The sequence below is a fragment of the Pseudomonas sp. NBRC 111127 genome (assembly GCF_001320345.1).
Lineage (GTDB): Bacteria > Pseudomonadota > Gammaproteobacteria > Pseudomonadales > Pseudomonadaceae > Aquipseudomonas > Aquipseudomonas juntendi.
In genome coordinates this window covers 1-14,697 of the sequence record NZ_BCBD01000137.1, presented here as the reverse complement: position 1 = coordinate 14,697, position 14,697 = coordinate 1, and the positions used below count along the sequence as shown (strand labels likewise).

Here is a 14,697-nt window from a genome sequence, read left to right as displayed (position 1 = left end):
ACGGCCGGCAGGCTTGTCACCTTCAGGCTTGGCTGGGCGCTTGCGCATTTCGCTTGGGCGCTCGGCCACGGCGCTGCCGCGGTTGCCTTTGCGTGGGGCTTCTTCACGCGGCTGGCGTGCCGGGCGCTCGCCAGCGGCAGCACCTTCGTGGGCCGGGCGCAGGTTGCGCACGCGCTCGCCACGGCCCAGCGGGCGGGACGATTTACGCTGCAGGCGCTCCATCTTGTCCTTGGCCTTGAGGTTCAAGGCAGGCAGCGCAACCGGCTGCAAGCCGACTTCAGCGGCCAGGATGTCGATTTCGCCCTGGGACATTTCCCGCCAGCGGCCCATCGGCAGGTCGGAGTTGAGGAACACCGGGCCGAAGCGCACGCGCTTCAGGCGGCTGACCACCATGCCCTGGGATTCCCACAGGCGACGCACCTCGCGGTTACGGCCTTCCATCACCACGCAGTGGTACCAGTGGTTGAAACCTTCGCCACCGGGTGCCTTCTGGATGTCGGTGAACTTGGCCGGGCCGTCTTCGAGCATTACACCGGCCTTCAGGCGCTCGATCATCTCGTCATCGACTTCACCACGCACACGCACCGCGTACTCGCGGTCCATCTCGTAGGACGGGTGCATCAGGCGGTTGGCCAGTTCACCGTCGGTGGTGAACAGCAGCAGGCCGGTGGTGTTGATGTCGAGTCGGCCAATGTTGATCCAGCGGCCTTCTTTTGGCCGCGGCAGGCGATCGAACACGGTCGGGCGGCCTTCCGGGTCGTCACGGGTGCAGATTTCGCCATCGGGTTTGTTGTACATGATTACCCGGCGGGTGGCCTCGGCAGCCTCCTCGCGCTTGATCAGCTTGCCGTCAACGGCAATGGCATCGTGCAGGTCGACGCGTTGGCCGAGGGTAGCCGCGACGCCGTTGACCTTGATTCGGCCCTGGCTGATCCAGGCCTCGACGTCACGGCGCGAGCCCACGCCGATGCGGGCCAGCACTTTCTGCAGTTTTTCGCCGGACGGCGGGGTAATTGCGGTGTCTTGCAGGTCTTGCTCACTCATCTGGGCACCTCCCGGTGTAGGAATGACAAAGGGTTTCTGGCAACGAATGCGCCAAAAGGCCGCGCATCATACGCGGTTCGGCGGGGGAACGCACTGCAGGTTAGAAGGTTTTGCGGGGGCAGCGAGAGGTTTCTGCCTAACGGTGAGGTGCTTGCCGCGCAGGGCCGCTACAGGCAATCGCACGATCAGGGCTGCAGCTTGCCCTCTTCTTCCACCGCGGCCTCAGGTGCTTGCCCACGCAAATCGTCAAAGTCGGTCTTCAGCCCTTCTTCCATGGCATCCAGCTCCACCAGCAAGCTGCGGAAGCTGGTTTCCTCCCTCGGCTCGTCAACCGCGTCCTGCTCGCCCAGGCTGGCATCGGCCAGGGCCTGCAGGTGGGCCGGCACCGGTGCATCATCCGGGTCGAGCAGCGGCTCAGGCTGCAGCTCGCGCAACTCGGCCAACGCCGGCAACTGCTCCAGGCTCTTGAGGTTGAAGTGGTCCAGGAACGCCTTGGTGGTGGCGAACATCGCCGGCCGGCCGGGCACCTCGCGGTAGCCCACCACGCGTATCCACTCGCGCTCCATCAGGGTCTTGATGATATTGCTGTTCACCGCCACCCCGCGCACATCCTCGATCTCGCCACGGGTGATCGGCTGGCGATAGGCGATCAACGCCAGGGTTTCCAGCAAGGCACGCGAATAGCGCTGCGGGCGCTCTTCCCACAAGCGGCCGACCCAGGGGGCGTAGGCTTCGCGAATTTGCAGGCGGTAGCCGCTGGCCACCTCCTTGAGCTCGAAAGCGCGGCCGTTGCACGATTTGCCCAGCACCTCCAGCGCCTGCCTGAAAACCTTGGGCTCGGGGCGCTCGGCTTCCTCGAACAACTCGAACAGACGCTCCAGTGATTGCGGTTTGCCCGACGCCAGCAGGAAGGCTTCGATCAGCGACGCCAGGTCGCGGGGTTCATTCAGGTTCATCGGGTTCTTCAACAAGCGCCGGGCGAAGCCGCACGTGGATGGTGGCGAAGGGTTCATTCTGCACCAGTTCGATCAGCGCTTCCTTCACCAGTTCGAGAATCGCCATGAAGGTGACCACTACCCCCAGCTTGCCCTCGTCGTGCCCGAACAGCTCGACGAACGGCACGAAAGCACCGCCCTTTAGGCGCTCCAGCACCTGGCTCATGCGCTCGCGGGTGGACAGCGTTTCACGGCTGATCTGGTGGCTCTCGAACAGGTCGTTGCGCCGCATCACCTCGGCCATGGACACCAGCAGCTCTTCCAGGCTGACCTGCGGCAACAGCCTGCGCACCTTGGCCTGCGGTGCCTCCAGGCGCGGCACCCGCACCTCACGGCCAACCCGTGGCAACGCGTCGATGCCTTCGGCTGCGGCCTTGAAGCGCTCGTATTCCTGCAGCCGGCGGATCAACTCGGCGCGCGGGTCACCCTCCTCTTCCTCGGCCTCAGCCGAGCGCGGCAGCAGCATGCGCGACTTGATCTCGGCAAGCATGGCCGCCATTACCAGGTATTCGGCGGCCAGTTCCAGGCGCACGCTTTTCATCAGCTCCACATAACCCATGTACTGCCGGGTGATTTCAGCCACGGGGATGTCGAGGATGTCGATGTTCTGCTTGCGGATCAGGTACAGCAACAGGTCCAGCGGCCCTTCGAAGGCTTCCAGGATGACTTCCAGGGCGTCTGGCGGGATGTACAGGTCCAGCGGCATCTCGGTCAGGGCTTCGCCGTAGACCAAGGCCAGTTGCAACTGCCGCGGCTCGTCGACCTGCGTGGCCGGCGCCTCGGGCGCTTGCAGCTGGCTCACGCGCTGGCCATGAACGGCGCAGGGTCGCCGCAGCCTTCTCGAATCAGCTCAGGTTCGTCGCCGGAAAGGTCGATGATGGTCGACGCCTTGAGGTCACCGTAGCCGCCATCGATCACCAGGTCGACATGGTGCTCCAGGCGCTCACGAATTTCGTAAGGGTCGGTCATCGGCTCGTTATCGCCAGGCAGGATCAGGCTCACGCTCATCAGCGGCTCGCCCAGCTCAGCCAGCAACGCCAGGGTAATGGCGTGGTCTGGTACCCGCAGGCCGATGGTGCGGCGTTTTTCGTGCAGCAGCAGGCGGGGCACTTCGCGGGTGCCGTTGAGGATGAAGGTGTACGGCCCAGGCACGTGCGCCTTGAGCAGGCGGAAGGTGCCGGTATCGACCTTGGCATACAACCCCAGCTGCGACATGTCGCAGCACATCAGGGTGAAGTTGTGGGTCTTGTCCAGGCCACGCAGGCGCCGGACGCGCTCGATGGCCGCCTTGTCGCCGATCTGGCAACCCAACGCATAGGCCGAATCGGTGGGGTACACCACCACGCCCCCCTTGCGGATGATCTCTACCGCCTGGCGGATCAGCCGCGGCTGGGGGTTCTCCGGATGAATCTGGAAAAATTGGCTCACGTAGTCGTCCTGTTCATACCGTAATAGGCTGTTCATGGCTGAATCGGCGCCACAAAGGCGGCAGGTCCTCGGGCAAAGGCCGGTAGGCACCGATCTCGCCCCAGGTGCCGGGGCCGTGGAAGTCACTGCCAGCGCTTGCCAGCAGGCCGAACTCACGGGTAAGGATGGACAGAGTGCCCACCTGCTCGGCAGGCATCATCCCGTTGACCACTTCAAGCGCCTGCCCACCTGCCTGAATATAGTCGGCAATCAGCCGCCTGCGCTTGCTGCGGGTCAGGTCGTAGTGCATGGGATGGGCCAGGCTCACCCAGGCTTTGGACTGGCGCAGCGTGGCAACGGTTTCATCAAGGGTGGGCCAATGCTGCTTGACGTCGCCCAGCTTGCCCGCCCCCAGCCACTTGCGAAACGCCTCGCCGCGGTCCTTGACGTGCCCGGCACGCACCAGGTATTCGGCAAAGTGCGGGCGCGCCGGTGCGTTGCCGCTGTCGCCCAGCTCGTGCTGCACGGCGCGGGCGCCGTCGAGGGTGCCTGGCATGCCCTTGGCGGCCAACCGCTTGTCGATTTCTTCGGCGCGCAGCCAGCGGCCGCGGTGCAACGCTTCGATCGCCGCCAGCAATGGCGGCGCATCGAGCGGGAAGTCGTAGCCCAGCACGTGAATGGTGGCGCCCCCCCAGGTGCACGAAAGCTCGACCCCGCTGACCCAACGCATGCCCCGCTCAACGCAGGCCAGGCGCGCTTCGGGCAGGCCTTCGAGGGTGTCATGGTCGGTCAGGGCCAGCGTTTGCACCCCGTGCTCATGGGCCCGGGCGACCAGCGCCGTGGGCGACAGGGCGCCGTCGGAGGCCGTGCTGTGACAGTGCAGATCAACATTCATGGAGGAGCGCTTTCGCTGGAATCGATGTTTGTTATTATGCCGTCACATCCCGATTCTGGCTGCCATTGTGAAACAATTCATCGATTTCATCCCGCTGTTGCTGTTCTTCATCGTGTACAAGCTGGACCCACGCCCGCTTGAAGTCGCTGGCCACAGCTTCGAATTCGGTGGCATCTACAGTGCCACGGCCATGCTGATCGTCAGCTCGCTGGTGGTGTACGGCGCGCTGTTCCTGCGCCAGCGCAAGCTGGAAAAGGGCCAGTGGCTGACCCTGGTGGCCTGCCTGGTGTTCGGCGGCCTGACCCTGACCTTCCACAGCGAAACCTTCCTCAAGTGGAAGGCGCCGGTGGTCAACTGGCTGTTCGCCCTGGGCTTTGCCGGCAGCCACTTCATCGGTGACCGGGTGCTGATCAAACGCATCATGGGCCACGCCCTCACCCTCCCGGATGCCATCTGGACGCGCTTGAACCTGGCCTGGATCGCGTTCTTCCTGTTCTGTGGTGCGGCCAACCTGTTCGTCGCCTTCACCTTCCAGGACTTCTGGGTAGACTTCAAGGTGTTCGGCAGCCTGGGCATGACCGTGATCTTCCTGGTGGCGCAAGGCGTGTACCTGTCGCGCCACCTGCACGACGACCCTTCTACCTCCAAACCCAAGGATTGACATGCTCTACGCCATCATTGCCAGCGACGTCGCGAACTCCCTGGAAAAACGCCTGGCTGCCCGCCCGGCGCACATCGAACGCCTGCAGCAGCTCAAGGCCGAAGGCCGCGTGGTGCTGGCCGGCCCACACCCGGCCATCGACAGCAACGACCCGGGCGAAGCCGGCTTCAGCGGCAGCCTGATCGTCGCCGAGTTTGCCTCGCTGGCCGAAGCCCAGGCCTGGGCCGATGCCGACCCCTATATTGCGGCAGGCGTGTACGACAAGGTCGTGGTCAAGCCATTCAAGCAAGTATTGCCGTGATCCGAGACCGCATCGCTTTCTTCGCGGGCTTGCCCGCTCCCACAGTGGCCCGCACAAACCTTCGGAACTGCACGGTCGTTGTAGCAGCGGGTTTACCCGCGAAGCAGGCGATGCGGGATCAGCAGTTATACGGTTGCCATCAGTCTGCGGTATCTTTGCCACTGGCGGGCCGCAGAGCCGCCGTCAATGGTGGAATCGAGTGAGTCATGAGCGAGCTGTTACTGATTGATGATGACCAGGAACTGTGCGAGCTGCTGTGCAGCTGGCTGACCCAGGAAGGGTTTTCCGTACGTGCCTGCCACGATGGCCAGAGTGCACGCCAGGCCTTGGCCGAGCATGCACCTGCGGCCGTGGTGCTGGATGTCATGTTGCCCGACGGCAGCGGCCTGGAGTTGCTCAAACAACTGCGCAGCGAGCACGCCGAACTGCCGGTGCTGATGCTGTCGGCCCGTGGCGAGCCGCTTGACCGTATTCTTGGCCTGGAACTGGGTGCCGACGATTACCTGGCCAAACCGTGCGACCCACGCGAGCTTACCGCGCGCCTGCGTGCCGTACTGCGCCGCAGCCACCCCGTTGCCGCCACCAGCCAGCTGGAGCTGGGCGACCTGGTCTACAGCCCGGCCCGCGGCGTGGCCAGCATCGATGGCCGGGAAATGACCCTGACCTTGTCCGAAAGCCGCATACTTGAAGCGCTGCTGCGCCAGCCTGGCGAGCCGCTGGACAAACAGGAACTGGCGCAGATCGGCCTGGGCCGCAAGCTCACCCTCTACGACCGCAGCCTGGACATGCACGTCAGCAACCTGCGCAAGAAGATCGGCCCGCATGCCGATGGCCGGCCACGCATCGTCGCCCTGCGCAGCCGCGGCTATTACTACTGCCTGTGAGCAGCTGCAAGCTGCAAGCTGCAAGAAAGAGCAGAATCGCGATCGGCTTCACTTGTAGCTAGAAGCTTGCAGCTTGCCGCTTGCCGCTTGCAGCTGTTCTTTACCCAGCCTTTACCATCCACTGACTGCGCTTGACGGTGATCTCCCTAGACTGTGCTCATCCGGTAACCACCGGCCTATGAAAGGAGAGACACCCATGCGCAAGACCCTTATCGCCCTGATGTTCGCCGCCGCCCTGCCGACCGTAGCCATGGCCATGCCTGACGGCGGCCCACGTCACGACGGCCCGCATCACCGCGGTGAAGCGGCCTTCCAGCAACTGGACCTGAGCCGTGACCAGCGCCAGCAGATCGGCAAGCTGATGGGCGAGCAAATGCAGCAGCGCCGCGACATTACCGAGCGTTACCTGGCCAAACTGCCGGCTGCCGACCAGAAAGCCATGAAGGACGAACTGCAAGCCAGCCGCGCCAAGACCGACACCGCCGTGCGCAACCTGCTCAAGCCAGACCAGCAGAAGAAGTTCGACGAACTGCAAAAGGAACGCGCTGCCAAGAAAGCCGAGTGGCAGGAGTTCCAGGCCTGGAAAGCTGAAAAAGCCAAAAAGGCCCAGTAAGCTGTCAGCCCGATGCCCGGCTCGCCCCAGCGCGAGCCGGGCTTTTTCTGTTTTAGGAGGTGCTCTTGCGTTCACTGTTCTGGCGCATCCTGGCCAGCTTCTGGTTGGCCATCACCCTGGTTGCAGGCCTGTCGATCTTGCTTGGGCACATGCTCAACCAGGACGCCTGGATCCTCAGCCGCCACCCCGGCCTGAACACGCTGGCCAGCCAGTGGGCCAGGCACTACGAGCAGGAAGGCGTGAATGCCGCGCAGCAGTTCCTGGAACAACGCAAGGACCGCTACAAGATCGACGTGCAGGTGCTCGATGACAGTGGTGACGCGGTGGTGCCCGGCACGTTCCCGCGCCGGGCAGCAGCCTTCGAGGCACGCCAGCACAACGACCAGCGCCGCCTGCCATGGCGCCGGCTGACCGAGGAATACACCAGCCCCGACACCGGCCAGACCTACCTGCTGATCTACCGCATCCCCCACCCGGCGCTGGATGAGTGGCACCGGGACAGCCTGATGTGGCCACTCAGCGCACTGGGCATCGCCCTGGTGGTGTTGACCCTGTTCAGCCTGCTGGTCACGCTGTCCATCACGCGCCCGTTGAGCCGCCTGCGCAGCGCTGTGCACGACCTGGGCCAGAGCACCTATCAGCAGAACAGCCTGGCGCGCCTGGCAGCCCGGCGTGACGAATTCGGCGTGCTGGCCAACGACTTCAACAAAATGGGTGCGCGCCTGCAAAGCACCCTCGCCAGCCAGCGCCAATTGCTGCGCGACGTGTCACACGAACTGCGCTCACCGCTGGCCAGGCTGCGCATTGCCCTGGCCCTGGCGGAACGCGCCGAGCCCGAGCAGCGCCAGGCCCTGTGGCCGCGCCTGACCCGCGAGTGCGACCGGCTGGAAGACCTGATCAGCGAAATACTCACCCTGGCCCGCGTGGATGCCGAACAGGCCCACGCCGAAGCGGTGGACCTCAATGCCTTGCTGGGCAGTGTGCGCAAGGACGCCCTGCTCGGCGCGCCCGACCAGGATGTGCGCCTGGAGGCGCAACCGGGGCTGGTCTTGCAAGGTTGGCCGACACTGATCGAGCGGGCCGTGGACAACCTGCTGCGCAACGCCCTGCGCTTCAACCCGGCAGGCCAGCCCATCGAAGTCAGTGCCGTGCGCGATCAGGCGCGGGTGGTGATCTGTGTGCGCGACCACGGCCCGGGTGCAGCCCCGGAGCACCTCGCCCAGCTGGGTGAGCCGTTCTTCCGCGCCCCGGGGCAGGAGGCCCCAGGGCACGGCCTGGGGTTGGCGATTGCGCGCAAGGCGGCGGAGCGGCATGGCGGCAGCCTGGTACTGGACAACCACCCGCAGGGCGGCTTTGTCGCCCGGCTTGAACTGCCTGTGCAAGCCGCTTCAGCGTAAGGCTGCCAGGGCCGTTTACGTTCAGGGCTGCAGCGCAGCCCTTGCTCGCGCCCGCGTTACTCGCCCCAGCCCGTGACGAAATCAGCGGTGGCCAGCACCGGCGCGGTCCGTGGCTCGGTCATTGGCGTGCCGACGTACAGGTAGCCGATCAGTTCCTCGTTCTCCGCCAGCCCCAGCCCCTTGTGCACATGCGCGTCGAAGGCCATGTCCCCGGTGCGCCACACGGCGCCGATGCCCTGCGCATGGGCAGCGATCAGGATGCCGTGTGCCGCACAGCCCGCCGCCAGGCGCTGCTCGGACTTGGGCACCTTGAAGTGGTCCTGCAAGCTGGCCACCACCACGATCAGCAACGGTGCGCGCAGCGGCATGGCGCGGGCTTTGTCCAGCGCAGCCTGGGTGGCTTCACCTTTGTGCTGCACCGCTTCGGCGAACAGCTCGCCCAGCTTCTCGCGGCCCTGCCCTTCGATGGTCAGGAACCGCCAAGGCCGCAGTTGGCCGTGGTCCGGCGCCCGCAGGGCAGCCTGGAACAGCGCCTCGCGCTGGGCGGCATTGGGGGCAGGGTCGGTCAGGCGTGGCACGGAAACACGGTTGAGCAATGCGTCGAGAGCCTCCATCGGCTACCCTCCTGGCAGTGGAATGTGCGGCCATTCTCAAGCTGCACGCCCTAAGCTGCAAGCTGCAAGCGGCAGCACGCCGGCTTTTCGCGCAGCGTGCCGCGCCTGGCTTGCAGCGGCCCGGCCCATAGGTAGAATGGCGCCCTTCCGTTTCGAGTCAGAGCAGATCACATGGCGTTGCCGACCTTAAGGATCATTGGTTTCATCATCGGCATCTTCCTGATCACCCTGGCTGTGGGCATGGCCGTGCCCATGGCGACCCTGGTGATATTCGAACGTACCGGCGACATGCCGTCGTTCCTGTGGTCCAGCCTGATCACCTTCATTGCCGGGCTGGCCATGGTGCTGCAAGGGCGGCCCGAGCATGTGCACCTGCGGCCACGCGACATGTACCTGCTGACGGTCTGCAGCTGGCTGGTGGTCTGCGTGTTCGCCGCCCTGCCCTTCCTGCTGACCCAGCACATCAGCTACACCGACGCCTTCTTTGAAAGCATGTCGGGCATTACCGCCACCGGCGCCACCGTGCTCAGCGGGCTCGACAGCATGTCGCCAGGCATCCTGATGTGGCGCTCGATGCTGCACTGGCTGGGCGGTATCGGCTTCATCGCCATGGCGGTGGCCATCCTGCCGCTGCTGCGCATTGGTGGCATGCGCCTGTTCCAGACCGAGTCTTCCGACCGCTCCGAAAAGGTCATGCCGCGCTCGCACATGGTCGCCAAGTCCATTGTGGGGGTGTACGTCGGCTTCTCGATTCTTGGCGCGCTGGCTTTCTGGTGGGCCGGCATGAGCCCGTTCGATGCCATCAACCACGCCATGTCGGCGATTTCCACCGGTGGTTTTTCCACCTCCGACCAGTCCCTGGCGAAATGGGACATTCCCGCCGTGCACTGGGTGGCAGTGGTAGTAATGATCATGGGCAGCCTGCCGTTCACCCTGTACGTGGCCACCCTGCGCGGCAACCGCAGGGCGCTGCTCCGCGACCAGCAGGTGCAGGGCTTGCTGGGCATGCTGCTGGTCACCTGGCTGGTTCTGGGCACCTGGTACTGGTACAGCACCAACCTGCACTGGCTGGACGCGCTGCGTCACGTGGCGCTGAACGTGACCTCGGTCGTCACCACCACCGGTTTCGCCCTGGGTGACTACAGCCTGTGGGGCAATTTTTCGCTGATGCTGTTCTTCTACCTGGGTTTCGTCGGTGGCTGTTCCGGCTCGACCGCGGGCGGGATCAAGATCTTCCGCTTCCAGGTCGCCTACATCCTGCTCAAGGCCAGCCTCAACCAGCTGATCCACCCTCGCGCGGTGATCAAGCAGAAGTACAACGGCCACCGCCTCGATGAAGATATCGTGCGTTCGATTCTCACGTTCTCGTTCTTCTTCGCCATCACCATCTGCGTCATGGCGCTGCTGCTGTCGCTGCTGGGGGTGGACTGGATGACCGCCCTGACCGGGGCTGCCGGTACGGTCTCCGGGGTGGGGCCTGGCCTGGGTGAAGTGATCGGGCCGTCAGGCAACTACGCCACGCTGCCAGACGCCGCCAAGTGGATCCTGGCTGCCGGCATGCTGCTTGGCCGGCTGGAAATCATCACCGTGCTAGTGTTGTGCATGCCGGCGTTCTGGCGTCACTGAGCCCTTCGCCCACGGCGCCGAGCCGGGCGCGGTACTCACTGGGCGTGGTATCGAACCAGCGGCGGAACGCGCGGTAGAAGTTGCTGGGGTCGGCGAAGCCCAGCAGGTAGGCGGTTTCCAGCAGGGTCATGCCCGGCTGGGCCAGGTACTGTTCGGCCAGTTCGCGCCGGGTGTCGTCGAGCAACGCCTGGAAGCTGGTGCCCTCTTCCTGCAGCCGCCGCTGCAGGGTGCGCTGCGACAAGTGCAAGGCCTGCGCCAGGGTCTCACGCTTGGGCTCCCCCTGCGGCAAGATGCGGCACAGCACCTGGCGCACCCGGTGGGTCACGCGGCTTTCGGAAAACCGCGCCAGGTACTCCCCGGCAAACCGGTCGTGCAGCACTGCCATGGCTTCATTGGCCGTGGGCAAGGGTGCTTCCATGTCGGCCCGCTCGAACACCAGCGCGTCATACGGCGCGTCGAAGATCAGCGGCGAATGGAACGCCACCTTGTACGGCTCGATATTCCTGGGTTGCGGCCCCTGCACCAAAACCCGGCGTGGCTGCACCGGGCGGCCGCTCAGCCATTTGCACAGCGCCAGCGCACAGGCCAACGACGCTTCGGCACTGTGCCGGGTGGGCGGCAGATGGTCGCCGTGAACGGTGAGGATCAACGAGTAGCCCTCGGGACCCAGCACGAAACTGAGATCGGAGCTTTCGGCGATGATGCGCTGGTAGCGTACCAGCCGCTCGAACCCCTCGGCCAAGGTGCGGCTGGACATCAGCGCATAGCCCACCACGTGAAACGAGGCCGGGCGTACCACACGCGCCATGTTCAGGCCAATGGCCTCGTTGCCGGACAGTTCCACTGCCAATTGCCACAGCCGGGTCATGGAGTCCTGGGGGAAACGCGCGTCGGGATCGTCGAGGGCGGCGAAATCCAGCCCCAACTGCTTGAACATGGCCCGGCAGTCCAGCCCTTCCAGCTCGAGTGCCTTTACAATCCCTGATGCCCAACTGGCTGACGTGGTTCTTTCGCTCATGACAGGCTTCTTTCCTGACCGCTCCTGCGGTGAACCCCAAGGATACTCAATTGGCGCCTATTGTCACTGGTAGGCCCTGCCAATCACTCTAGACTCGAATGAGGCTCCACGCCGTGCATCTTGTCCAGACGTATCAACCCCGGAGCACTGCCATGAACCGCACAGCGCAGTTTCGCAGTTTTGCCGAGTTCTACCCGTATTACCTGGGTGAGCACAGCAACCCCACCTGCCGCCGCCTGCATTTTGTCGGCACCAGCCTGGTGATCGCCCTGCTGGCCTATACCATCGGCAGCGGCAAATGGCTGTTGCTGCTGGCCGTGCCGCTGTTCGGCTACGGCTTTGCCTGGGTGGGGCATTTCTTTTTTGAAAAGAACCGGCCGGCGACATTCACCTACCCGTTCTACAGCCTTGCCGGTGACTTCGTGATGTTCCGCGACATTCTGCTCGGCAAGCTCAGGCTGTAAGCAGCGCGCCTGCGCCCGCCGCCACCCGGTCCTCGCCATGCACGGCTTCAGGCACAATGGCCGCTTGCCTTGCGAGGATGCCCCCTGTCATGAACCACCGCACCGCCCTCGGCGCCCTGCATATCGGCGCGCTGTTCTTTGGCCTGACCGGCGTATTCGGCAAGCTGGCAGCCAGCGCCAGCCCGGTGATCATCGTGTTCGGCCGCGCCGCTTTCGCCGTGCTCGCCCTGGCGCTGTTCGCCAGTGTCACCGGCCCTGGCTGGCAACGCCTGAACGGTCAGGATGCGCGCCGCCTGTTGCTCGGCGGGGTGCTGCTGGCCGGCCACTGGGTCAGCTTCTTCATCGCCGTCAAGGTCGGCGGCGTGGCCATCGCCACCCTCGGCTTCGCCAGCTTCCCGGCCTTTACCGTGCTGCTCGAAGGGCTGCTGTTCCGCGAGCGCATCCGCCGCAACGAAGCGCTGCTGGTGCTGCTGGTCAGCCTCGGCCTGGTACTGGTCACGCCAGCCTTCGATCTGGCCAGCGAAGCGACCGGCGGCCTGCTGTGGGCCCTGTTCTCGGGCCTGCTGTTCTCACTGCTGTCCCTGACCAACCGCGCAGGCTCTGGTCGCTTGCCTGCGGTGCAGGCAGCACTGTGGCAAAACCTGGTGGTAAGCCTGAGCCTGCTGGCATTCGCTGCCCCTGGGCTGGGCGCGGTCGCGCCGGTGGACTGGCTGTGGATCGGCCTGCTCGGCATTTTCTGCACCGGCGTGGCGCACAGCCTGTTCGTCGCCAGCCTGGCGGTCATCAAGGCCCGGACTGCCGCCGTGGTGTTCGGCATGGAGCCGGTCTACGGCATTGCCGTAGCCTGGCTGGTGTTTGCCGAGACCCCCACGGTGCGCATGCTGCTGGGCGGCGCGCTGATCATCCTCGCCATCGTGCTGTCCAGCCGCCTGGCCGCCGAGCCAGCGCAGCGGCCGCTGGCCGAGGGCGGGTGACTCAGCGGTCGTTGTGGCCCAGGTCGCGCTGGGGGTCGATCTGGTCACGCACCCGCTGCTTCAGCACCTTGGCCTCGGGGAAGCCGCCGTCGGCCTTGCGCTCCCAAATCTGCACGCCGTTGCAGGTGATGCGGAAAATACCGCCGGTACCCGGTTCCAGCACCACCCGGCCGAGGTCGTCGGCAAACGTGCTGAGCAGTTCCTGGGCCAGCCACGCGGCCCGCAGCAGCCACTGGCACTGGGTGCAATAATTGATGACGATTTCCGGCTTGTGGTCGGCCATGTTGAGATAACTCCAGCTGAGGGGCGGCTTATACTAGCGGTCTTTGACCCACGGTTTGAGACCCACGATGCGCCGTTTGCTGTTCTGCTTGCTGTTCACCCTCACCTCGCTTACAGCAACCGCCGCCGAACCGGCACGGCCCAAGGTCGGCCTGGTGCTGTCGGGCGGCGCGGCCCGTGGCCTGGCGCACATCGGCGTGCTCAAGGCGCTGGAGGAACAGGGTGTACGCATCGACGCCATTGCCGGCACCAGCATGGGGGCTGTAGTCGGCGGGCTGTACGCCTCGGGCTACAGCGTCGAAGAGCTGGAACACCTCGCCACCACCCTCGACTGGCAGCAGGCGCTGTCTGACAGCCCACCCCGCGAGGACGTGCCATTCCGGCGCAAGCAGGATGACCGCGATTTTCTGGTCAAGCAAAAGCTCAGTTTTCGCGACGACGGCAGCCTGGGCCTGCCGCTGGGGGTGATTCAAGGCCAGAACCTGTCGTTGCTGCTGGAAAGCAAGTTGGCGCACACCGCCGACACGCGCGATTTCGACAAACTGCCCATCCCCTTCCGCGCCGTGGCCACCGACATCGCCAGTGGCGAAAAAGTGGTGTTCCGCCGCGGCCACCTGCCGCAGGTGATCCGCGCCAGCATGTCGATCCCGGCCGTGTTCGCCCCGGTCGAACTGGACGGCCGCCTGCTGGTGGACGGCGGCATGGTCGACAATACTCCGCTCGACGTGGCACGCGACATGGGGGTGGACCTGGCCATCGTGGTGGATATCGGTACGCCGCTGCGCGACCGCAAGCAGTTGCTGACCGTGGTCGATGTGCTCAACCAGTCCATCACGCTGACGACCCGGCGCAACTCGGAAGAGCAACTGGCCAGCCTGCACCGCGACGATATCCTCATCCAACCGCCGCTGGCAGCCTACGGCGTGACCGACTTCGGCCGCGCGCGGGACATGATCGACGCCGGCTACCGCGCTACCCGCCTGCTCGACGCGCGCCTGGCCGCGCTGCGCCACCCAGACGCCAGCACCAGCCTGGCCGTGGCCCGTTCACCGCGCCAACGCACGCCCATCATCACCGCCATCAAAATCGAGAACGACGCCAAGGTCAGTGACGATGTGATCCGCTCGTACATTCGCCAGCCCATCAATGCCCCGCTGGAGCTTGGCCGCCTGGAGACCGACATGGGCACGCTGTACGGCCTGGACTACTTCGACCGGGTGCAGTACCGCGTGGTACACAAGGGCGATGAAAACACCCTGGTGATCAACGCCCGCGGCCGCCGCGGCGGCACCGACTACTTGCGCCTGGGGCTGAACCTGTCGGACGACCTGCGCGGCGACAGCGCCTTCAACCTGGGCGCCAGCTACCGGGTCAACGGCATCAACAGCCTGGGTGCCGAGTGGCTGACCCGCGGCCAGATCGGCGACCAGCAAGCGCTGTACAGCGAGTTCTACCAACCGCTGGATGTCGGCTCACGCTACTTCGTCGCCCCCTACCTGGACTTCGGCTCACAGAACATCGA

Annotated in this window: 17 protein-coding genes; 9 read left to right on the top strand and 8 right to left on the bottom strand. The window is 65.1% G+C overall.

Annotated features, from left to right (window positions below; translation table 11 throughout):
• The 5 genes from rluB to APH30_RS20905 form a co-directional block, all read right to left on the bottom strand.
• On the bottom strand, positions 1–1,044 hold a 1,044-nt coding region (gene rluB, locus APH30_RS20925; RefSeq protein ID WP_029887821.1), incomplete at its 3' end, for a 23S rRNA pseudouridine(2605) synthase RluB.
• Positions 1,045–1,229: 185 nt separating this feature from the next.
• Positions 1,230–2,000 carry an SMC-Scp complex subunit ScpB gene (gene scpB / locus APH30_RS20920; RefSeq protein WP_054913645.1) on the bottom strand — a complete coding sequence of 257 codons (771 nt, stop codon included), beginning with the start codon at positions 1,998–2,000 and terminating at the stop codon, positions 1,230–1,232.
• A complete protein-coding gene (locus APH30_RS20915) occupies positions 1,987–2,712 on the bottom strand; it encodes a ScpA family protein (RefSeq protein ID WP_177333766.1) in 726 nt (241 codons plus the stop codon). The genes scpB and APH30_RS20915 overlap by 14 nt, the downstream gene beginning before the upstream one ends.
• A gap of 125 nt (positions 2,713–2,837) precedes the next feature.
• Positions 2,838–3,467, bottom strand: a complete 630-nt coding sequence (locus tag APH30_RS20910) for an L-threonylcarbamoyladenylate synthase (protein ID WP_054881895.1) — start codon at positions 3,465–3,467, stop codon at positions 2,838–2,840.
• 13 nt (positions 3,468–3,480) lie between these two features.
• The gene (locus APH30_RS20905) at positions 3,481–4,341 is read right to left on the bottom strand and encodes a PHP domain-containing protein (protein WP_029887819.1); all 861 of its coding nucleotides are present in this window, start codon (positions 4,339–4,341) and stop codon (positions 3,481–3,483) included.
• Positions 4,342–4,408: 67 nt separating this feature from the next.
• Here APH30_RS20905 and APH30_RS20900 point away from each other — a divergent pair, with 67 nt between their 5' ends.
• The 5 genes from APH30_RS20900 to APH30_RS20880 all read left to right on the top strand — a co-directional run bounded on the left by APH30_RS20900 (position 4,409) and on the right by APH30_RS20880 (position 8,197).
• On the top strand, positions 4,409–5,002 hold the full coding sequence (locus APH30_RS20900) for a septation protein A (RefSeq protein WP_029887818.1): 594 nt from the start codon (positions 4,409–4,411) through the stop codon (positions 5,000–5,002).
• Position 5,003: 1 nt separating this feature from the next.
• On the top strand, positions 5,004–5,303 hold the full coding sequence (locus APH30_RS20895; RefSeq protein WP_054881893.1) for a YciI family protein: 300 nt from the start codon (positions 5,004–5,006) through the stop codon (positions 5,301–5,303).
• Positions 5,304–5,509: 206 nt separating this feature from the next.
• Positions 5,510–6,187, top strand: coding sequence for a response regulator transcription factor (locus tag APH30_RS20890; RefSeq protein WP_029887817.1), 678 nt, complete (start codon positions 5,510–5,512; stop codon positions 6,185–6,187).
• A 196-nt stretch (positions 6,188–6,383) separates the two neighbouring features.
• Complete coding sequence (locus APH30_RS20885; RefSeq protein WP_009683655.1) at positions 6,384–6,800, top strand: Spy/CpxP family protein refolding chaperone; 417 nt, start codon at positions 6,384–6,386, stop codon at positions 6,798–6,800.
• Positions 6,801–6,859: 59 nt separating this feature from the next.
• The gene (locus APH30_RS20880) at positions 6,860–8,197 is read left to right on the top strand and encodes a sensor histidine kinase KdpD (RefSeq protein ID WP_054913643.1); all 1,338 of its coding nucleotides are present in this window, start codon (positions 6,860–6,862) and stop codon (positions 8,195–8,197) included.
• A 56-nt stretch (positions 8,198–8,253) separates the two neighbouring features.
• Here the strand turns inward: APH30_RS20880 and APH30_RS20875 are convergent, their stop codons facing one another.
• Positions 8,254–8,811 carry an NAD(P)H nitroreductase gene (locus tag APH30_RS20875; protein ID WP_054905570.1) on the bottom strand — a complete coding sequence of 186 codons (558 nt, stop codon included), beginning with the start codon at positions 8,809–8,811 and terminating at the stop codon, positions 8,254–8,256.
• A 171-nt stretch (positions 8,812–8,982) separates the two neighbouring features.
• Between APH30_RS20875 and APH30_RS20870 the strand changes: the two genes are divergently transcribed.
• Entirely contained in the window at positions 8,983–10,437 is a 1,455-nt protein-coding gene (locus tag APH30_RS20870; protein WP_054881891.1) for a TrkH family potassium uptake protein, read from the top strand.
• Here the strand turns inward: APH30_RS20870 and APH30_RS20865 are convergent.
• Positions 10,394–11,455 carry an AraC family transcriptional regulator gene (locus APH30_RS20865; protein WP_009683660.1) on the bottom strand — a complete coding sequence of 354 codons (1,062 nt, stop codon included), beginning with the start codon at positions 11,453–11,455 and terminating at the stop codon, positions 10,394–10,396. The two genes, APH30_RS20870 and APH30_RS20865, sit on opposite strands and share 44 nt — an antisense overlap.
• Positions 11,456–11,607: 152 nt before the next feature.
• Between APH30_RS20865 and APH30_RS20860 the strand changes: the two genes are divergently transcribed.
• Positions 11,608–11,919 carry a DUF962 domain-containing protein gene (locus APH30_RS20860; RefSeq protein WP_009683661.1) on the top strand — a complete coding sequence of 104 codons (312 nt, stop codon included), beginning with the start codon at positions 11,608–11,610 and terminating at the stop codon, positions 11,917–11,919.
• Positions 11,920–12,008: 89 nt separating this feature from the next.
• Positions 12,009–12,893, top strand: a complete 885-nt coding sequence (locus APH30_RS20855; RefSeq protein WP_054913642.1) for a DMT family transporter — start codon at positions 12,009–12,011, stop codon at positions 12,891–12,893.
• A 1-nt stretch (position 12,894) separates the two neighbouring features.
• Here the strand turns inward: APH30_RS20855 and APH30_RS20850 are convergent, their stop codons facing one another.
• Positions 12,895–13,176, bottom strand: a complete 282-nt coding sequence (locus APH30_RS20850; protein WP_054881888.1) for a SelT/SelW/SelH family protein — start codon at positions 13,174–13,176, stop codon at positions 12,895–12,897.
• Positions 13,177–13,243: 67 nt separating this feature from the next.
• Here APH30_RS20850 and APH30_RS20845 point away from each other — a divergent pair.
• On the top strand, positions 13,244–14,697 hold a 1,454-nt coding region (locus tag APH30_RS20845), incomplete at its 3' end, for a patatin-like phospholipase family protein (protein WP_054913641.1).